This window comes from Aidingimonas lacisalsi (genome assembly GCF_008079445.1).
GTDB classification, from domain to species: Bacteria; Pseudomonadota; Gammaproteobacteria; order Pseudomonadales; family Halomonadaceae; genus Aidingimonas; species Aidingimonas lacisalsi.
This window is the reverse complement of the sequence record NZ_VRYH01000002.1, coordinates 587,050-606,554: the sequence shown is the minus strand read 5'-3', so window position 1 is coordinate 606,554 and position 19,505 is coordinate 587,050. Positions and strand designations below refer to the sequence as shown.

Sequence of the window (19,505 nt, the reverse complement as noted above, 5' to 3'; positions counted from 1 at the left end):
ACGGCACACCGTCGGGAGTCAACAAGAATCAGGAGAGGCATCATGACATCCACGCTTTCCGGGTCGCCCCGCTGGCTGCTCCCCGTCATTGCCACGGCCACACTGGCTATCAGCCCCGCCGTCTCGGCACAGACGCCCCCCAATGTGCTGGTCGTCGGACAGATTGCGGAGCCCAAGGCCCTCGACCCGGCCCAGGTCACCGCCGTCAACGACTTCCGTATCATGATGAACCTCTACGATGGACTGGTCCGTTACGCCGACGGCAGTCTCGAAGTGGAGCCGTCACTGGCCACCGAGTGGGACATCAGTGATGACGGGACCGTCTACACCTTCACTCTGCGCGACGACGTCACCTTCCACGACGGGAGTGGTTTCGACGCCGAGGCCGTCGTATTCAATTTCGAGCGCATGCTCGACGAAGACCATCCTTACCACGATACGGGGCCCTTCCCGCTGGCCTTTTTCTTCGATGCCATCGATGACGTCGAAGCCACCGGCGAATACGAGGTGACCTTTACACTCGACGAACCCTATGCCCCCTTCCTCTCCAACCTTGCTTACCCGACGGGACTGATGGTCTCGCCCGCCGCCGTGGAAGAACACGGCCAGGACATCGGCCGCCACCCATCCGGCACAGGCCCCTTCACGTTCGAAGAGTGGGAAAGCAATAGCCGCGTCGTCGTCAGTCGCAACGACGACTACTGGGACGGCCCGCCCGCGCTGGAAGCCGTCGTGTTCCGGCCCATTACCGATGCCAATACCCGGGTCGCCGAGATGCTGTCAGGCGGTATCGATCTGATGGTGGAAGTGCCGCCGGACAACGTCGCCGATCTGGCCGAAGACGAGATGTTCGAGGTCTACGAACAGGCCGGTCCACACCTCTGGTTCCTGATCCTCAATACGCGCGAAGGGCCCTTCCAGGACAAGGCCATGCGCCAGGCAGTCAACTATGCGATCGATAAACAGTCGCTGGTCGACGATGTGCTGCAAGGCACCGCAGAAGTCGCCGCAGGACCGATTCCGCCAGCGTTCGAATGGGCCTACAACGACGAACTGGAGCCCTATCCCCACGATCCCGACAAGGCCCGCGAATTGATCGCCGAAGCCGGGCATGAGGGTGCCGAACTGACCTTCTACGTCACGGAAGGCGGCTCCGGCATGCTCGATCCCGTCCCCATGGGTTCCGCCATTCAGGCCGACCTGGCCGAAGTGGGTCTCGAGGTCGAGATCGAAACCTATGAATGGAATACCTTCCTCGATCGCGTGAATCCGGGACTCGAGGGCAAGGCGGACATGGCGCAAATGGCCTGGATGACCAACGATCCCGATACGCTGCCCTTCCTCGCCCTGCGTACTGATGCCATGCCGGATGAAGGCGGTTTCAATTCCGGCTATTACAGCAACGAGGAAGTCGATGAATTGCTCGAGCAAGCGCGCCGGAGCGTCGATCAGGACGAACGCGCCGAGCTGTATCGCCAGATGCAGACCATCGTCCATGAGGAAGCCCCCTGGGCGTTCGTCGCCAACTGGAAGCAGAACGCCGTTGCCGGCGCGAATGTCGAGAATTTCCGACTTCAGCCATCCTTCTTTCTGCTCCTGCATGACGTCGTCAAGAACTGATCCGAAAGGCATCGGCGCGGCCTCAGGGCGGCGCCGAGTCACCACTGCCAACCTGGACGCATCATCATGTTCCGCTATGCATTGCGCCGCCTGCTGCTGACCGTGCCGGTGCTGCTCGGGCTGTCGTTGATCGTCTTCCTGATCATGTCGCTGATCCCTGGCGATCCGGCCCAGGCGATCCTCGGCTCCTACGCGACCCCCGAAAACCTGGAGCGGCTACGCGCCGATCTGGGTCTCGATCTGCCATTGCCCCAGCAGTATCTCGTCTGGCTCGGCAATATCCTGCAGGGCGATCTGGGCCGCTCCTATGCGCTCAACCGTCCCGTTCTTGACGAAGTGCTCGAGCGCTTCGGCGCTACACTGCTGCTGGCCGGTAGCTCACTGGTGATCTGTATTCTGATCGGTGTGGCCGCCGGGATCGTCTCGGCCGTGCGCCAATACGGCTGGAGCGACCGGGTGATCACCCTGCTGGTATTGATCGGCATCTCGGTACCCGCCTTCTGGCTTGGCATGTTGATGATCATGGCATTTTCGGTCGGGCTGCGCTGGTTTCCCGCCAGCGGCATGACAGCCGCCTATGGCGGTGGCGGCCTACTGGACATTCTCAATCATCTCGTCCTGCCCGCCATTGCCCTGGCCGTCGTCGCTGCCGGCGTCATTGCGCGCTTGACCCGTTCCAACATGCTTGAAGTGCTACGCCAGGATTACATCCGTACCGCACGCGCCAAGGGGCTCGGTGAAGGCCGAGTGGTGATGCGACACGCCTTCAAGGTAGCGCTGGTCAATCTCATTCCCGTGATCGGCGTTCAGGCCGGCTTCGTGATCGGCGGCGCCGTCTACATCGAGACCGTCTTCCAATGGCCCGGTATCGGCCGAATGCTGGTCAATGCCATTTCCACCCGCGACCTGATGCTGGTTCAGGGCGGCGTACTGGTGGTCGCCGCCAGCTACGTACTCTTCAACCTGCTTGCTGACCTGCTCCAGCACTGGCTCGACCCGAGGATCCAGGCATGATGACCTTCATCACACTGATCGCTCGCAACCGTCTGGCCGCTTTCGGGGGAGTGATGCTCCTGTTGATCGTGCTGCTGGTGCTGATCACGCCCTGGCTGCCACTGGCCGATCCCAACATCACCGAGACCGCCAACCGATTGATGCCCCCCTTGAGCGACGGCCATCCATTGGGAACCGATGCGCTGGGCCGTGACATCCTATCGCGACTGCTATGGGGCACCCGCATCAGCCTGGCCGTGGGTGTCGCCGCGTCGCTGGTAGCCGCCCTGATCGGCTCCATGATCGGCATCGTTGCCGGCTATTTCGGTGGCCGCACCGACAACACCCTGATGCGCGGCATCGACATGCTCATGGCATTCCCCTATATCCTGCTGGCACTCGCCATCGTTGCCGTGCTGGGCCCGGGACTGATGAATGCGCTGTACGCCATCGCCATCGTCAACATCCCTTTCTTCGCCCGCAACATTCGCGGCGTGACCGTGGGCATCGCGCATCGCGAGTTCATCGATGCCGCGCGTCTTTCCGGTAAGGGCAACCTGCGCATTCTCGCCAGCGAGATACTTCCCAATGTGCTCCCGGTCATCGTCATCACCATGTCCACCACCGTCGGCTGGATGATCCTGGAAACCGCGGGGCTGAGCTTCCTCGGCCTGGGCGCCCAGCCGCCCCAGGCGGATCTGGGATCCATGCTCGGCGAAGGACGCAAGATGATGCTCAACGCACCACACGTCGCCACCGTACCGGGCCTGATGATCTTTCTGGTGGTGATGAGCATCAACCTGCTTGGCGACGGGATTCGTGACGCGCTGGATCCGCGCCTGAAATCCGGTGCCCTGTCGCGACCGGCACCGTTCACCCGCATTCGCCGGCGGCATAAGCCTCTCCCCGACCCCACGAACGATGACGCGCTGCTCTCGGTGGAAAACCTGCAAACCGATTTCGAAGTCGGACATGACACCTATCAAGCCGTGAACGGCGTCAGTTTTGCCATTCAACCCAATGAGTGTCTGGGCCTGGTAGGGGAATCCGGTTCCGGTAAATCGGTCACGGCGCTCTCATTGCTGGGGCTCGTGGCCTCCCCGCCGGGCGTGATCACCGATGGCCGCGTGGCATTGGCAGGGCGTGACCTGCTCGATCTGCCACACGGCGATATCCGTCGCTTACGGGGCCGGGATGTGTCCTACGTTTTCCAGGACCCGCTCGCGACGCTACACCCGCTGTTTCGGGTCGGCGACCAACTCGTGGAAGCGATCCGTCAACACCAACCGATGTCTCGCGCCGATGCCAGAACGCGTGCTGTCTCACTGCTCGGCCAGGTCCGCATCCCCAACCCGGCACACCGTGCCGAACAATACCCCCATGAGCTCTCCGGGGGAATGCGCCAGCGCGTCGGCATCGCCATGGCATTGGCCAACGATCCGCAACTGATCATCGCCGACGAACCGACCACGGCCCTGGATGTCACCGTCCAGGCACAGATCCTGGCATTGATTCAGAACCTGCGTCGGGAGAAAGGCACGGCCGTGCTGTTCATCACGCACGATTTCGGTGTCGTCTCGCAGATTTGCGATCGCGTCGCGGTGATGTACGCTGGACGCATCGTCGAAATCGGCCCCACCAAGACGATCCTCGAGACGCCTCGGCATCCTTATACGCGACGCTTGATCGACTGCGTGCCGCGACTCGGCGAGCCGGACAACGAGCCGGTGGCCATTCCTGGTCTGCCTCCCGCCGCCGATGCTCTGCCCGAGGGTTGTGCCTTTGCCGAGCGGTGCGATCTGGCCGAGGATGCCTGCCGCCAGGGCAATATCGAGCTGATCGCGACCGACACCGACCGCCAGGTGCGCTGCATCAAGCCTCTCGGTATCCCCACGCCCAGTCCGCAAGGAGTCACCCGATGAGTACGCCGCTTCTCGACATCCGCGGGCTCACCCGCACCTTCGGTGGCGGCCGACGCTGGTTCGGCCCCGATCGAGCCGGCGTGCATGCCGTGCAAGGCATCAACCTGGACGTGGCGCGCGGCGATACCCTGGGCATCGTCGGCGAGTCCGGTTGCGGCAAGTCGACACTCGCCCGATTGTTAGTCGGTCTCGACACCCCGTCAGGCGGCACCATTCACTATGCCGGCGACGACCTGCAGCAACTGCGGGCACAGGACCGGCATGCACTGGCCCGACGCATTCAGTACGTTTTCCAGGACCCGTTGAGTTCGCTCAATCCCCGTAAGCGTATCCGCGATATCCTCGCCGCCCCGCTTCGCTACCTGCGCGGCCTGGAAGGCCAGGCACTGGAATACCGGTTGGGCGAGCTCATGGAAGTGGTCAATCTGCGTCCGGAGTTCATCGCTCGGTATCCCCATGAGTTTTCCGGTGGCCAGGCCCAACGCATCGGCATCGCTCGAGCGTTGGCCGCCGATCCCGAACTGCTGGTTCTCGATGAACCAGTATCGGCGCTGGACGTCTCCATTCAGGCACAAGTGCTCCAGCTGCTGCGACGCCTGAAAGCGGAGTTCGACCTTACCTACCTCTTCATCAGCCACGACCTGTCGGTCGTGGAAACCATCAGTAACCGCATTGCGGTGATGTATTTCGGCCGGCTGATCGAACAAGCGCCTACCCGGCAGCTTTTTCACGCCCCGGCACACCCTTACACACGCGTGTTGCTCGACAGTGCGCCGATTCCCGGCGGCCCGCCGATCAAGGCCGAAGAGGGAGAGGCCGAACTGCCCGACCCGTTATCTCCGCCCCCCGGCTGCGCCTTTGCGCCACGCTGTCCACGCGCTCAGGACGACTGTCGACACACGGTACCGCCTCTGGACAACCTGGTTGCCGGCAAGGATCATCTGGCTGCCTGCTTCCATCCCATCGAAGGCCCATGGCAGCGCATCGCCACTCAGTCGGCTCAGGAACGTTAAGGATGACTTCATCGACACCGCGTAATCAGCGCCGTAAGCGGACTGCCGTCATCGGTGACGCGATCAAGGAGTATATTGCCAGTCATGGCCTCGGCCCCGGTGACCGGCTCCCCCAGGAGTCCCACTTGATCGATGTGCTCGACGCCTCTAAAGGCACGATTCGGGAAGCCCTGCGCGGCCTGGAATCGCAAGGACTGATCCATACGCGTACCGGCCCTGGTGGTGGCGCCTTCATTACCGAAGTCACCGATGACCGGGCCATGGAGTTACTGAGCAATTATTTCTTCTTCCGACCGCCGACCATTCACGATATCTACCAGGTCAGGAAACAGCTCGAACCGACACTGGTGGCCAGCCTCGATGGCCGGTTGGACGACGCTGACTTTCAACGTCTGGAATCGGTCATGTCCTTCTATGATCATCCGCCGGCGTCACTCGAGGAAGAGCGTCAACAGCGTATCAAGGAGCTGGAGTTCCACCTGCTGCTGGTCGACCATTGCCCGAATCCCTTGTTGGCACTGATGTGCCGTTTTCCGATTCGTTTGCTGATGAGCCTGACCACCTGCCAGCGCATCTACGACCAACCCTATCCGGAACTACGGCGCCAGGGTCATGACTACCAACGCCGACTCGTCGATGCCCTGCGTCGCGGCCAGGTCGAAACGGCCAGTGACATCATGGCGGAACACATGCAAGCCGCCCAGGCGTTAATGGAAGAGCGCGAAGCGATGCTGGACAAGGCCTTCTTCAAGGCCGACGCCGACGAGGCCGGCCCCAGTCACGAATATCTGGCCCTGAGCGGGCTGTTTACCCGCACCGACGAGAAGAACTAGGCGCCGACGACTCGCCATGTTGCCACCATAGAGCGATCAAGCGTGCCAGCGCGATCAGTGAATCGATGTGCACACGTTCCCAGCCATGGGATGCATCGGCCCCGAAACACGCCAACGCATTGCGTAGGTCGCTCCCCGCCTTCGTGGCCGAATCGCCATCGCAGTAATAGAACGGAAAACAATCACGCGCGTGGGGAATGGCGTGACGCCGGCACAGTTGCAACACGCGTTGTGTCGCCACCGGGTGGAGCGGACCCAGCGAATCCATCATGGCCACGGTCACGCCATCGTGGCACACGTTCTGCCCCTCGCCTTGCGCAGCAATATCGAGATTGAGCACTTCTTCGATTCCTTCGACCATCGGCGCGGTCAATCCCACTCCCAGTTCCTCGGCACACGAGAACAAGAGCCGCGTCCCCGGTGTGGCAGCCCCCGACTGCAACGCCGCCAGCACGCAAGCGATCGCTGCCTTGTTATCGAGATGCCGGGCATTGATGAAGCCGCTGTCGGTGATCACGGTCTGGGATTCGATGCTGACCAGGCTGCCCACGCCAATGCCGAGCGACGCCAGGCCCGTCTGCGACGTATCGTTGACATCGAGTCGCAGCGCGATATGTGCCCAATCCGAGGGCTGGGCGTCCACCGCCTCGTTATAGACATGGCCGGACGCTTTCTCGGGCAACAGGGTACCGACCGCCGTCACACGACCCGTTTCGTCATGAAGCCTCACCCGCGCACCGCCGGCAAAGCGAGCATTCCAATGGCCGATGGGCCGCACGGCCAGACGTCCATCGGCACGCTGCCCGACCACCATGGCGCCCAGGGTATCGAGGTGTGCGGTAATCGCGCGCCGCGGGCCATCATTCGGCAACGCCGCCATCAGGTCGCCACGCACCGTCGTGGTCACCTCCAACCCATACGCTTCCAGCCGTGGCGTCAGCCACTCCGCCATCGCCTCGCCATGCAGCGATGGCGAGGCGATATCCAGCATGGCAGTCAGGCATTCAACGAGATAATCGGTATCGATGGCAGGTGCAGTAGCGGCCATGTCGAACTCCCCGGGAACGGATGCCGCCATCATGCCCCAGACCGGCCCTCAGCGACAGAGGCGGCTGCGGCGTTGACAACGATTCCTTACAAGTGTGGCCTGATCAGGGCCTTCGATGTCGAATTTCCGCCGAACCCATCGACGGAGTGACTCAATGGACGATCATGTTGCGCCCTTGCGCCTTGGCCTTATAGCTCGCCGCATCGGCACGTTCCATGACGGTGTCGATGTCGCAGTCGCCATCGAGAAACTCGGTCATGCCCATACTGAGTGTCACACGATAGGCCTTGCCATTATGGATGACCGTGACGTCGGAGACCGCCCGTTGCAGTTCATGGGCAACACGGTGTGCCAGCTCCAGGGTACAGCCGGGCATTAGAACCGCGAATTCGTCGCCTCCTTGGCGGGCGATGACATCGCTGGTGCGGACCCGCTCGCCCAGCGCCTTGGCGATACGCTGCAACATCTCATCGCCCAGGGCATGGCCGCCTTCGTCATTGATCGGCTTGAAGCGATCGAGATCGAACATCAGTAGCACCGCCGGCGTTGCCGCCTTACGCCAGGCAACCAATGACTCCTCCAGCCGGCGCTCGAAGCCTCGCCGGTTGAGCAGGCCGGTCAAGGGGTCGTGTTCCGCTTCCCAGCGATGCATGGCTTCCTGTTCACGGCGCTGCGTGATGTCTTTGACGGTGCCGACATACCCACGCGGCTGCTCGCCATCGCGCACCAGGCTGACATGCACTTCCACCCATAACATTTCGCCTGCAGCGGTAAAGTAGCGGAACTGGCGCTGGAAATCGCGGCCCGTCGCCAGCGTATCCTGCCATAGATCGCGAATATCGCTCAGTTCATTGGTATGTAAATGCCCAGCGACACCCTCCTGTCGATAGTCATCGAGCTCGCGCCCGGTCAGATGGGCCAGGGCGGGATTGATATAGTCGATGCGCCCGCTCAAATCGCAGACGAACATGCCGACCGGAGACGACGCCAGCACCGCATCCAGGAATGCCTGACGATTCTTGATCAGTGAATCTGCCTGACGTCGCTCGTGCACGAAATAGTTGATCGTGCCGGCGACTTCCTGCAATTCACGCATGCCGGTGTCGAGTGCGATCGACTCGCGTTCACCGCGCCCCAAGCCCGCGATCTGACGTTCCAAGCGCCCCAGCGGCGCCAACAAGCCACGGATCAGCCCCCATAACACGGGAATCATCAAGCCCATGGTGATCATCCCGATCCACCACAGTTCATCGATGAAGGCTCCAATCAGCACATCGAGTTGGCTCTCCGGCAGGAAGACCCCGACGACCCAATCCGCCGACCAAACCTGTTGGTAAGCCTGCATGGCATGTTGCCCATCGAGCAGCGTTCCCTCAGCCGTGCCCGACCAGCCGGACAACGCCAGATCCAGCGCCGGGTGAGTCTCCATGCCCGGCACGCTTTCCATGACCAGCGACGTGTCGGGATGAGCGAGGATGGTGCCTGATGCCGTCATCAATGTGGCGTAACCTTCATCACCAATGCGCATCGCACGTAGCTTGGAGATGAGCTTGCCGCTTTCGATACTGACGACGCCTCCCAGCACCCCATCGAACTCACCGTCGTCCGTTTCCAACGGTACGGCGATCATCACCAAGGGCATGCGGCTCGCTCTGCCGATGAAGGGCTTACTCACGTAGGGCGTGCCGAAATGTCGAAGGTGTTTGAAATACTCCCGATCGGATACATCCAGGCCGACTCTGCCCGGCTTGGCGGGTTCGTCCGACACCACACGCCCCTGGGGCGAAATGACCGCCAGCGCATCGAACAGCTCCAGCATGCCATCCTGACTCGACAATACCTCATGCAGGTCGGGAGCATCCCATTGCACCTCGCTGGACAACCGGCGCAGGGCCCGTTTACGCACATCCACGGCCCGCTCGACATGCTGGGCGATCAGTGTGGCTTCATACTCCAGATGTTCGCGTGTCGCATCAGTCAGCATGCCGGACCCGGACACCAATGCTCCCGCCAAGCCGACAGCGAAAAGCACCAACCAGCCCAGGCCTAGTCCCAGCATCAAACGCGACTGCAGTGTTCCAAGTAACCATTTCATACGACCCGACCTAGGCAGTGCCGCCCGATTTCCATGTCCCATGCAATATCGTCGTCAAACCGATATCTGCTGAAAGACTGCATCAAGTGCCCATCACGCTCCCATCGACGAGCCATCCATTACATCTGTTGAAGAGCCATTGCCAAGATTATCACTTCAGGCCATCGCAGACGTTCATTCACATGGGTCAAAAAACGTCTCTTATTCAACACCTCGAACGCTTGTGACCCCATACACGCACCCGCCTTTTTGGCGGGTGCGCTTTTATGAGCTTATACTTAACCGTTTTGATCATGCTGTCTGCGGGGGATTCAGCACATACCCAAGCCGCAGGTATGATACATGCTGGACACGCTACAATCCCACGATAGCCAGCGAGTTCACAGGCTCGTCAAACAAGGATACTGGGCGAATGCCGACACATTGCAGTATCGACAACCAACAGCTCGCATTGGACCTGGAGAACATCCAGCGAGCCCTGCCCTTCCCCTTGCTGATGCTCGACGCACAACAGCGGCTACGACGCTTCAACCCCGCCGCCCATCAGCAACTGGGTGTCGATCAGACCCATCTGGGACAGCCCGTCGATGCGCTGAATCACATGCTCGCCGTAGGGGATCTGATCAACCGGCTCGATGACGTCAGCCGGGATGGCAACGTCAGAGATATCGTCCTTGAAGGCCACCCGCCCGGCCGACTCATGATCCATCCCTACCTTGACCATGAAGGGCGCACCCAGGGGACGCTCCTGTTCCTGAAACGCGACGCTGCCGAGGAGCACCTGGACTGGTTCGAACAGCGCTTGCTGGAAAGAGCCACACATTTCGATCCCTTGACGGGGCTGGCCAACCGGTTGCTGTTCAACGAGCGGCTCGATAACGCACTAGATTGGTCGCAACGACGCGGTACCCGCCTGGCCGTCCTGTTCATGGATCTCGACAATTTCAAACGCATCAACGAATCCCTGGGTCACGGCATCGGCGATGACTTGCTCAAGGCCGTTGCCGACCGGCTGCGTACCGTGATTCGTCAGGAGGATACCCTGGCGCGTCTCGGCGGCGACGAATTCGTCGTGTTGCTCGAACATGACATCGATATCCAGGGAGCCCGATCCGCCGCACTACGGCTCGGCGCCGCCCTGGAATCGCCCATTGTCGTGCAGGGGCATCAACTGCGTATCAGCATCAGCACCGGCATCGCCCTCTATCCTGATGATGGCACCAATGCCGATACCTTGATGCGCCATGCCGATGGCGCCATGTACGACGCCAAGCGGGTCGGCGTCGGCCAGTTTGCCTTCGTCGATCCCGGACTGTCTCATCGGCTACGCGAACAGTTGGCCATGGAGAGCGCGCTATGCCGCGCGCTGGAAACCCATACCCACGAACTGCTTCTCGAGTATCAGCCACAGATCGATCTGCGCAACGGTCAAGTCACCAGTTTCGAGGCGCTGGTGCGCTGGCAACATCCGACATTGGGGCGTTTGCCTCCTGCTCGCTTCCTGCCGTTGGTCAGGACCATGGGCCTGGGGCAGCAACTGGACCGTTGGGCACTGGATACCGCCATCGCTCAGCACCACCGATGGCATGAACAAGGCTCACCATTGGCCCGCTACGGTATCGCCGTCAACATCATGCCCGAGCAACTGCAGCCCGAACAGTGCCGGCAGACACCGCTGGATGCCTTCCTCACCGCCTACCACACCCCGCTCGATTGGTTGACTCTGGAAATCACGGAAGAAGGGTTGATCTCGGAGTCCGACATCACGTTAGCGATGCTCAAACGGCTGCGCCGGCTCGGTATCGGGCTCGCGATCGATGACTTCGGGGTCGGCTACGCCAATTTCGCCTATATAGCGCGGCTTCCTATCAACAAGGTCAAGCTGGATATGACCCTGGTTCAGGGTGTCGCCAATGAACGACGCAGTGAAATTCTGGTCGAAGGTCTCAACCGTTTGCTTTGCGGGCTGGATATGTCCTGTATCGCCGAGGGAGTGGAGGATGCGGCCCTGGCTGCCAAACTCGCCCAGCTCGGCGTGGCATCGGCCCAGGGGTTTCATTATTCCAGGGCCCTCAGTGTCGATGCATTACCTATCTGGCTCGAACGGTATCAAATGCCTACGAGTTGACGAATGCCGACACTCAAACAATAGTGAGAGGCTCAGGTAGGTAAAACGCATAACGACGGGAAAGCGTGAGATTCGCTGGCGGCCCCCTCGCACACGGAACCTTGACCGATGGAACAGCCACGTGCCTATGTCTGACGATCTGCAATCCATCTCCGATATCCTCGCCTCCCTGCCCCCGTGCCTGATGGCTCAAGGGCGCATCGACGGAGAGGGCCAGCATTCGCAGACATTGGCGCTCATGGCATTCAGCCACAGCCGTGTCGGCATTCTCGTCACCGATGCCGACCACCGGGTCCTGATCGCCAACCATGCGTTCTCGAAGATTACCGGCTATGGTTGCGAGGAAGTGCTGGGCTGGGATATCGCCCGTTTTCATAGCCGCGAACAGAAACCGGAATACTATCAGCAACGCGAACAGCTCACCCGCGACCATCACTGGCGAGGTGAAGTGCTGTGCCAACGCAAGACCGGCGAGTTCTACCCCGAGCTACTCAATATCGACGCCGTGATCGATGACGAGGGGCAGGTCACCCACTACGTCCGCACCTTCATCGATATCTCCGAACTCAAGGAAGACCAGACACGGCTGCAGATCAAGGCTCACCATGACCCGCTGACCGGGCTAGCCAATCGCTTGTTGTTCAGTGATCGGCTCGAGCATGCGCTCAAGCACGCGGAACGGCATGACACGATGCTGGCCCTGCTATTCATCGATCTCGATCATTTCAAGGCCATCAATGATTCGAAGGGGCATGCCGTCGGCGACAACTTGCTCAAGCAAGCCAGTCGGCGGCTTTCTCAGGTGCTGCGCGCCAACGACACGCTGGCCCGCTTCGGCGGCGACGAATTCGTCGCCCTGTTGGATCATGACGTCAGCGTCGAGTCGGCGCAGACCGTAGCCATGCGTCTGCTGGAAGCGCTCGAGGCGCCTTTCCAGGTACATGACGGCACCATGCCGTTATCGGCCAGTATCGGCATCGCGCTGTATCCCAGTGACGGCGACAGTCAGGAAGAGTTGCTGCGCAACGCCGATGCGGCAATGTACCGCGCCAAGCGTGCCGGTGCATCGCGTCACGCCTTCGTCGATAAGCGCCTGAGCCGTCAGATGCAGTCGCAACTCAGCGATGAACTGACATTGCGTCAGGCGCTGACGGACCCGTCGCAACACTTCAGTGTGGTCTATCAGCCACAGATGGATATTCATACGCAACAGCCGCTCGGCCTCGAAGCGCTGGTACGCCGGCAGTCGCCGAACGACCAGCACGGCCCGCGGGAATTCATGGCCCTGGCTCGCAGCCTGGGGCTGGCCGTACCGCTCGACCGCTGGATCATCCGCCAGGTGATCGAGCAGCATCGCCGCTGGCGAGAGCAAGGCTCGCCCCTGGGCGACTTGCCTATCGCGGTGAATATCGTCGCCGATCATCTCTTCGATCACCCGGACCACCACGCCTCCCTCGACCGCTTTCTCGAAGAGCAGCTCGACGATGCCCAGTGGCTGACCCTGGAAATCGCCAGCGACAGCCTGACCCATGAACCCAGCACGACACCGGATCTGCTCCATCGACTCAAGCGTCTGGGCGTCAACCTGGCGATCGACGAACTCGGCGAGGGCCATGTCAATTTTTCCTACCTGGCGCGGCTACCGATCACCCAGGCGAAGATCAACGGTGCATTGATTGCCGGGGTCGGCGAAGACGCACGCGGCCAGCAGTTGCTTTCCGGCATCGCTCAGTTGCTGACCAACCTCGGCATCGACTGCATGGTCGTCGGCGTGGAGAATCAAGCCGGGCTCACCGCCCTCACCGATCAGGGCATCCAGCATGCCCAGGGCTACCACTTCGCTCATCCGATGGCGGCCGATGAACTGGAGCGTTGGCTGGCTTCGCGCGAGTAAGGCCCGCGGTCATCAATAAGTAGGGGAAGGAAACATGCCAGACACGACAAAGCCGGCCCGAAGGCCGGCTTCTTTACGAGCGTGTCGTATAGTTCGTGAGTCGGGCTCGACTTAGAAGTCGTAGCGGACACCCACGGTAGTGATCAACTCATCGTCGATTTCGTTGATCTGTTCATCGGTGTCGAAGTCACCGTCATAAACTTCGGCGAAACCGTACATCTGGTCGCTGAAGAAGTAGTTGGTACCGAGCATCCAACGATTCATGGTCTCGTCTTCGTCGCCCTGCTCCATATCGATATGGGAATACTGGCCATAGATACCGGCGTTATCCATGTAGTCGAAGGAGAAGCCAACGCTGGCGATGTCCTGACCGATGGTACCCAGCTCTTCGTTCTGATCCTGGGTTTCATAGCCGGCGCGCAGGCTCAGCGCTGGCAGCACCTGATAGCTGGCGAAAGCGCCGATGATGTCTTCGTCGGTACCTTCGTACTCAGCGACAGTACGCTGATTCCCGCTAGTGACACGCTCTTCAGAAGTACCGTCGAAGGCACGCTTGTCCTGATCCCAGACCAGGGCGCCGTAGAATGGCCCTTGCTCGTAGGAAACGGCCGCCTGGGCACTCAGAGTCGAGGATTCGCGACCGACGGAGGTGTCTTCCATTCCATCGCCGTCAGTATCAACCATCTGGTCACTGCCGTTGCCGGAATGGTGCTTGGCCTGCAGCCAGGTGGTGAAGCCAGCGAATTCCGGCGACTTGTAGGCGATGGAATCGCCGTGAGACTGGTTACTCACGCTGCCGATCGATTCCCAACCGAGGTTTTCCGGCACATCGAACAATACGGAGCCGGCCTGGTAATAGATGGAATCGAAGTTACCGGCCCAGACTTGACCGTAGGTTTCGCTACGCACACCCGCATAGGTATTGCGGACGTTGAATTCCTGGAAGGACTGCTCGTCCATCGGGGCACGGAACTCCATGCGGCCGAAGACGGAGAAGTCCTGGCTGACCTGCTCTTCGGCGATAAAGCCGAAACGTGAACCAAGATCGACAAACTCAGAGCCATCAGACTTGGCAGCGCCTTCGACTTGCTCACCGCCAGTAGTGACAGCGAGTGCCAGACGGCCATAGACGTCCAGCTTGGTGCCGTCCTGGTCGTAAACGGTTGTTGCGGCCTGAGCAGCGGAGGCGCCCAGGGCACCGGCAATAGCAGTGGCTAACAGCGTCTTTTTCATCGCGATTGTTCCTTTCACTAGCTTTCTGTTTCGATCGTTTCTGCAGTATGCAGTTGGCTTGCCTGGCATCGAGGGCTTGAGCAACCCAAGTGAACAAACACTGTTCGACAGTTGCCCGACACCTTCTGCCGCTGCGAAGCCTTGTTATAATCCAATGCTCGCAGGGAAACCATATACCGGGATTTTCGAGAGTGCAAGAAGAAAAAACACCGTTTTCAATCTCGATACGCAAAAACCCGGGAACTTTCCCTTGGCCCCAAGGTCGTGCCACCACCCTGGCAACGCCGTGAAGCTTGCCAGCACCTTGTGACAGGCACATGACCGACATTGGCGTACGATATAATGATTCAACGCAAGGTGTTAATGCAAGACCTGCTTATCAACGCTCGTGCTTGGCCAGCAGTTCGCCGATCTTGCGCTCCAGGCGGTCCGCCCTGTCCTGCTGTTGTTGGCGCTGCTGCTGGCGGGCCTGGCGGCTCCGATCCTGGGCGCGCAGTTCCTCGAGCTGGCGGCGCGCGTACTTGGCCTCGCCTTCCGTCACCTGCCCGGCATTGTTGCCATCGAGATCGACCCGTTCCGCACCGGTACGCACGGCCTTGAGATAACGCGGCAGATGGACATAACACGCCAGCGCCCGCCTCACCAGTTTTTCCGGCCACGGCTCACGCGCCATCAGATCCTTGTGGATACCGACCTTGAGTGGCCGGGTATGGCCCTTGAAGAACGTCTCGGTATAGCGCTGGTACCACTGATCGAGCAGCGCCTGCGGCCCGGGGGCCTCACCGATCGGCAGGCGGCTCTGGGCATCGTCGGTATCGTCTGCATGGCTGGGCGCCTGCTCGGCGCGCGTTTCACTGTCTTGCTCGGCACCGGCGGGTTCCCGCTCGGGCGCCTCATCACTGGCGGACGCCACGGGCGTATCGTCAGATGTGTCGTTCGTTGCCACGCGCGGATGACCACGCCGCGCCATCAAGGCGGCCAGGCCTTGGCTGCGATGTTTCGGTGCCGACTCCGGCGCGGCCTTCGCAGCGTCGAGTTGCGTCTGCAGTTCGCTCTGGCTGGCTTGCAGCTCGCGGTTGCGGGCGGCGAGTTCCGCCAACCGCTCCTGCACCGCCAGCCATTCATGACGATGACGCTCGAGTTGCTGTTCCAGCGCTTCAAATAGCGCATTGACGCGTTGTTCGAGCATGGACCAAGCCCCTCCCTGACTAGGCATTTTCGAAAACCGGCACCCGCCGCCGACGTTTCCGACTGAGCCGAGAACCCGCGCTATGAAGATGTTGATAAATCAGTGTGTGCCAGGTTGGCCGTTCTGACAAATTCAGGCCGCCCATTCTCCGCCACCACGCCCTCATCGGCTGGGCCGGCGATCACCCTGCACGCCGCTGATAGGCAACGAAATCGTAAGCCGGCTGCCCTTCCCGTGGGGTGCCCGCCACGCGCTGCACTTCCTGCCACTCGGCATCCGAACGCTGCGGGAAGTAGGTATCCCCGGTCAACTCGGTGTCGACCTCGGTCAGATACAGCCGCTCGGCATACGGCAGGGCCTGGGTGTAGATCTGGGCACCGCCCATCACCATGATCTCTTCCGTATCATCGATGATCGCCTGTGCATCGGCCAGCTTTAGGGCACTGGGCAGGTCATGGCAGACGCTCACGCCGTCATGGCTGAACGACTCGTCACGGGTGACGACGATATTGAGCCGCCCCGGTAGCGGCCGGCCGATCGAGGCGAACGTCTTGCGCCCCATCACCAGTGGCTTGCCCAGGGTAATGGCCTTGAAGAACTTCAGGTCTTCGGGCAGGTACCAGGGCAACTTGCCGTCGATGCCGATCACGCGGTTGCGCGACATGGCGGCGATCATGGCGATGGGGGTCTGCAGAGAGCTCTCTAACATGAGTTTTCCAGCTATCATTGCGAACAAGCGCATCCTAGCGCAATCGACAGCCGAGAAACAGGACCGAGCATGGCCGAGCCTACGGTTTGCCACCTCTCAAATGACGCGTTTCCTGATCGCGGAAGAGAGTTGTTCAAAGCCGATCACGACGACCAGTATGACCAGTATGATCATCAACGCTTCGTCATAATTGAATAGCCGCATCGCGGCCGCCAATTCGACACCTACGCCTCCGGCGCCGACTAGACCCAGGGTGACGGCGGAGCGTATGGACTTTTCCACGCTATAGAGGCTGGTGGCCGTCATCGAGGCCAGCGTCTCCGGCAGAATGGCGCCACCGATGACGGATAGCCGCCCGGCGCCCGTCGCCGTAAGCGCATCGGAGGGACCTGGGTGCACTTCTTCGATACGCTCGGAGAAAAAGCGAGCGGCGAAACCGATCGTGTCCATGATGATCGCCAGAACGCCTGCCATGGGCCCGAGCCCGACGGCAACGACGAAGATCAAGGCCCAGATCAGGTCGGGCACTGTCCGCATGGCGGCAATCATCAGTCGGCTCATTACGCGTACCCAGGGCCAGGGAGTGGTATTACGCGCCGACAGCAGTGCGAACGGGATGCTCAGCAATACGCCGACCGTTACACCAACGACAGCAATATTCATGGTCTCGAGCATGGCCCAACCGATGGTGTTGATATCCGTGGGGTCCGGCGGAAAGGCTCTGCCGATGAAATGAACGAGATTGACCGCCCCCCTCAACAACCGCTCCACACTGATCTCGGTCGCGACGACACCCTGCAGAAAGAGGGCAAGAAACGTCACTATCAAGAGCCAGGCGAAGACGGGCGGTGATTTGAAACGGGTAGGTGGAGGTGTCGTTGGTGCTGCAGGACGTTTCACTTGACTCATCAGGATGGCACTCGCTTTATACGCTGGCTGTCACTGGGCGTTCGTGGTGTGTGGTCGGTACGTGATCTACTCTGACGTCACCTTGATACAGCGATGCCATACGCTGATGGTCGACAGTGTCGCGACTGGCATCCAATTCGATCCGGCCGGCTTTCATGCCGATCAGCCGATCGCCATACTCGCTAGCCAGTTCCAATTGATGCAACGAGCACAGCACGGTCATGCGTTGCTCTTCCACAATGGCCATCAACAGATTCATGACATTGCGTCCGGCGCTCGGGTCGAGGCTGGCAACAGGTTCATCGGCGATCAGCACGGATGGCTCTTGCATCAACGTACGTGCGATAGCAACCCGCTGCTGTTGACCACCTGAGATCTCACGACATTTATGTTTCGCTTTATCCGCCAGCGATACCCGCTCCAGACAGTACATGGCACGCTCGCGCAGGGCGTCGTTAGCCAGAGGGGACAGTGTGGCGAGCAGGCCGAAACGCTGCTCCCCCATCGCGCCATAGAGAACGTTCTGAAAGACACTAAGATTTTGCACCAGATTGAATTGCTGGAAGACGACACCAACCTGTCTACGTAGCTGACATAGTTGCCTGGCGTCGGCAGTCGCAATGTCAGTGCCATGCATGTACGCATTCCCCCGGTCGGGCCGCTCCAATCCGTTGAGGCAACGCATCAGTGTCGACTTGCCACACCCGTTGGCCCCCAACAGGATGACGCATTCGCCCTGAGCGATCTCGAAATCGATACCACGCAGTACATGAAGAGAATCGAACGACTTGTGAAGGTCCTGGACCTGAATGGCTGTCACTTGAGAACTCCGGGAAAAAGGAAACAACGTGAGGCGCACCGCCACGTACTTTCCCGTGACCTTGATCAAAGAATATGAATGGATAATGACAAAACAGGAAACAGGCACGTCCTTGTGCCGAATTCCACGTCCACTATGGCAAGAAAGAAACGATCAGCGATGAAGGTGATTACTCGAGCTCGATGCCTGCCGCATCGTAGGCCTGCTCGATGACTTCATAGTCTTCGGCAGTGCGATCGAAGCCCATGGACGAGTCACGATTGAGGAACTTGTCCTCATTGCGATCAGTCGCTACCAGGGCTTCCCATAGCGCATCGTCATTGGCCCGGAGCGAGTCACGCAAACCGCTCTTGCAGTCTTCCGGGAGATTGCCGCGCATGATCACGGGGTCGCCGGGCAGTACATCGCTCTTGGCAATCACTCGATAGTCGCCATCGGGATCCGAGGCTTCGATCTCTTCGATATCGCGATTGCCACCACCCATGGCGTCGACATCACCATTGACGAGCGCCGCTACCCGAGCATCACCGGCCATGGTGATCTCGAGGTCCTTATCGAGGTCAAGACCGGCTTCCACCAGCATCTTGCTAGGAATGATATGGCCACTGGTCGAGCCGGTATCCTTCAGCGCCACATGCTTGCCTTCCAGATCCTCGAGAGACTCGATATCACTGTCTTCCGGCACGAAGAAGCTGCTGCCGTAATGAGGACGCTCAATGGCAAACAGAATCTCGATATCACTGAGCCCGTCGAAAAGCACGAACTCGGAGGGACCGGCAAACACCAGGTCGACATCATCGTATTGCAGGGCATTGCCGGCTGCCGTGCGGTTACTCAGGCTGAACATTTCCAATTCCAGCCCGGTCGTGGCCTCGAATTCCTCGGCAAACGGGCCGAATGCCTCATCCAGCGGCCCCATGCCTTCGATACCGGTGTCGGCCATTTTGATGGGTGACGGACAGACATCGGTCAAGTCGTCATTGGCGGAAACGCCGGCCGTCATCATCAAGGTACTTGCAGCCACCATCGCGGCAGGCAGTCGTTTCATGGACATATGCATCTTGCATTCCTTCCAACAAGTTTCTGTAAAGCCGTGTCC

Annotated in this window: 15 protein-coding genes; 7 read left to right on the top strand and 8 right to left on the bottom strand. The window is 60.3% G+C overall.

From position 1 onward, the window contains the following. Window positions 1-42 precede the first annotated feature (42 nt). The 5 genes from FVV99_RS06015 (at window position 43) to FVV99_RS05995 (ending at window position 6,381) form a co-directional block, all read left to right on the top strand. Entirely contained in the window at window positions 43-1,620 is a 1,578-nt protein-coding gene (locus tag FVV99_RS06015) for an ABC transporter substrate-binding protein (protein ID WP_148253117.1), read from the top strand. Between the two features lie 66 nt (window positions 1,621-1,686). After that, window positions 1,687-2,634: an ABC transporter permease gene (locus FVV99_RS06010; protein ID WP_148253116.1), complete on the top strand. Its 948-nt coding sequence runs from the start codon at window positions 1,687-1,689 to the stop codon at window positions 2,632-2,634. Then, window positions 2,631-4,535 carry a dipeptide/oligopeptide/nickel ABC transporter permease/ATP-binding protein gene (locus FVV99_RS06005; RefSeq protein WP_201745031.1) on the top strand — a complete coding sequence of 635 codons (1,905 nt, stop codon included), beginning with the start codon at window positions 2,631-2,633 and terminating at the stop codon, window positions 4,533-4,535. Before FVV99_RS06010 ends, FVV99_RS06005 begins: the two co-directional genes overlap by 4 nt. Further along, window positions 4,532-5,548 (top strand): ABC transporter ATP-binding protein, encoded by a 1,017-nt coding sequence (locus tag FVV99_RS06000; RefSeq protein WP_148253115.1) that lies wholly within the window; start codon window positions 4,532-4,534, stop codon window positions 5,546-5,548. Before FVV99_RS06005 ends, FVV99_RS06000 begins: the two co-directional genes overlap by 4 nt. Before the next feature lie 2 nt (window positions 5,549-5,550). After that, entirely contained in the window at window positions 5,551-6,381 is an 831-nt protein-coding gene (locus tag FVV99_RS05995; protein WP_148253114.1) for a FadR/GntR family transcriptional regulator, read from the top strand. Here FVV99_RS05995 and FVV99_RS05990 read toward each other — a convergent pair. Further along, the gene (locus FVV99_RS05990; protein WP_161598966.1) at window positions 6,356-7,429 is read right to left on the bottom strand and encodes a zinc-binding metallopeptidase family protein; all 1,074 of its coding nucleotides are present in this window, start codon (window positions 7,427-7,429) and stop codon (window positions 6,356-6,358) included. The genes FVV99_RS05995 and FVV99_RS05990 overlap by 26 nt on opposite strands. Window positions 7,430-7,580: 151 nt before the next feature. After that, window positions 7,581-9,524, bottom strand: a complete 1,944-nt coding sequence (locus FVV99_RS05985; protein WP_236645315.1) for a sensor domain-containing diguanylate cyclase — start codon at window positions 9,522-9,524, stop codon at window positions 7,581-7,583. A 412-nt stretch (window positions 9,525-9,936) separates the two neighbouring features. Here FVV99_RS05985 and FVV99_RS05980 point away from each other — a divergent pair, with 412 nt between their 5' ends. Both FVV99_RS05980 and FVV99_RS05975 read left to right on the top strand, forming a co-directional pair. After that, window positions 9,937-11,652, top strand: a complete 1,716-nt coding sequence (locus FVV99_RS05980) for a putative bifunctional diguanylate cyclase/phosphodiesterase (protein WP_148253111.1) — start codon at window positions 9,937-9,939, stop codon at window positions 11,650-11,652. A 127-nt stretch (window positions 11,653-11,779) separates the two neighbouring features. Then, on the top strand, window positions 11,780-13,546 hold the full coding sequence (locus tag FVV99_RS05975) for a putative bifunctional diguanylate cyclase/phosphodiesterase (RefSeq protein WP_236645323.1): 1,767 nt from the start codon (window positions 11,780-11,782) through the stop codon (window positions 13,544-13,546). Between the two features lie 111 nt (window positions 13,547-13,657). Here the strand turns inward: FVV99_RS05975 and FVV99_RS05970 are convergent, their stop codons facing one another. The 6 genes from FVV99_RS05970 to phnD all read right to left on the bottom strand — a co-directional run bounded on the left by FVV99_RS05970 (window position 13,658) and on the right by phnD (window position 19,466). Then, on the bottom strand, window positions 13,658-14,779 hold the full coding sequence (locus FVV99_RS05970; RefSeq protein ID WP_161598965.1) for a porin: 1,122 nt from the start codon (window positions 14,777-14,779) through the stop codon (window positions 13,658-13,660). 379 nt (window positions 14,780-15,158) lie between these two features. Beyond that, window positions 15,159-15,968, bottom strand: coding sequence for a ProQ/FINO family protein (locus tag FVV99_RS05965; protein WP_236645314.1), 810 nt, complete (start codon window positions 15,966-15,968; stop codon window positions 15,159-15,161). A gap of 181 nt (window positions 15,969-16,149) precedes the next feature. Further along, window positions 16,150-16,677: a dihydrofolate reductase gene (locus FVV99_RS05960; RefSeq protein ID WP_148253108.1), complete on the bottom strand. Its 528-nt coding sequence runs from the start codon at window positions 16,675-16,677 to the stop codon at window positions 16,150-16,152. Window positions 16,678-16,773: 96 nt separating this feature from the next. Beyond that, the gene (phnE, locus tag FVV99_RS05955; protein ID WP_148253107.1) at window positions 16,774-17,586 is read right to left on the bottom strand and encodes a phosphonate ABC transporter, permease protein PhnE; all 813 of its coding nucleotides are present in this window, start codon (window positions 17,584-17,586) and stop codon (window positions 16,774-16,776) included. Window positions 17,587-17,602: 16 nt separating this feature from the next. Further along, a complete protein-coding gene (locus tag FVV99_RS05950; protein WP_148253106.1) occupies window positions 17,603-18,406 on the bottom strand; it encodes a phosphonate ABC transporter ATP-binding protein in 804 nt (267 codons plus the stop codon). A gap of 169 nt (window positions 18,407-18,575) precedes the next feature. Further along, the gene (phnD, locus tag FVV99_RS05945; protein ID WP_148253105.1) at window positions 18,576-19,466 is read right to left on the bottom strand and encodes a phosphate/phosphite/phosphonate ABC transporter substrate-binding protein; all 891 of its coding nucleotides are present in this window, start codon (window positions 19,464-19,466) and stop codon (window positions 18,576-18,578) included. Window positions 19,467-19,505 lie beyond the last annotated feature (39 nt).

What these genes read in the sequence shown, in the direction of transcription:
- FVV99_RS06015 (WP_148253117.1), top strand. Translation starts at nt 43, where the DNA reads ATGACATCCACGCTTTCCGGGTCGCCCCGCTGGCTGCTCCCCGTCATT.
- FVV99_RS06010 (WP_148253116.1), top strand. Translation starts at nt 1,687, where the DNA reads ATGTTCCGCTATGCATTGCGCCGCCTGCTGCTGACCGTGCCGGTGCTG.
- FVV99_RS06005 (WP_201745031.1), top strand. Translation starts at nt 2,631, where the DNA reads ATGATGACCTTCATCACACTGATCGCTCGCAACCGTCTGGCCGCTTTC.
- FVV99_RS06000 (WP_148253115.1), top strand. Translation starts at nt 4,532, where the DNA reads ATGAGTACGCCGCTTCTCGACATCCGCGGGCTCACCCGCACCTTCGGT.
- FVV99_RS05995 (WP_148253114.1), top strand. Translation starts at nt 5,551, where the DNA reads ATGACTTCATCGACACCGCGTAATCAGCGCCGTAAGCGGACTGCCGTC.
- FVV99_RS05990 (WP_161598966.1), bottom strand. Translation starts at nt 7,429, where the DNA reads ATGGCCGCTACTGCACCTGCCATCGATACCGATTATCTCGTTGAATGC.
- FVV99_RS05985 (WP_236645315.1), bottom strand. Translation starts at nt 9,524, where the DNA reads ATGAAATGGTTACTTGGAACACTGCAGTCGCGTTTGATGCTGGGACTA.
- FVV99_RS05980 (WP_148253111.1), top strand. Translation starts at nt 9,937, where the DNA reads ATGCCGACACATTGCAGTATCGACAACCAACAGCTCGCATTGGACCTG.
- FVV99_RS05975 (WP_236645323.1), top strand. Translation starts at nt 11,780, where the DNA reads ATGTCTGACGATCTGCAATCCATCTCCGATATCCTCGCCTCCCTGCCC.
- FVV99_RS05970 (WP_161598965.1), bottom strand. Translation starts at nt 14,779, where the DNA reads ATGAAAAAGACGCTGTTAGCCACTGCTATTGCCGGTGCCCTGGGCGCC.
- FVV99_RS05965 (WP_236645314.1), bottom strand. Translation starts at nt 15,968, where the DNA reads ATGCTCGAACAACGCGTCAATGCGCTATTTGAAGCGCTGGAACAGCAA.
- FVV99_RS05960 (WP_148253108.1), bottom strand. Translation starts at nt 16,677, where the DNA reads ATGTTAGAGAGCTCTCTGCAGACCCCCATCGCCATGATCGCCGCCATG.
- phnE (WP_148253107.1), bottom strand. Translation starts at nt 17,586, where the DNA reads ATGAGTCAAGTGAAACGTCCTGCAGCACCAACGACACCTCCACCTACC.
- phnD (WP_148253105.1), bottom strand. Translation starts at nt 19,466, where the DNA reads ATGCATATGTCCATGAAACGACTGCCTGCCGCGATGGTGGCTGCAAGT.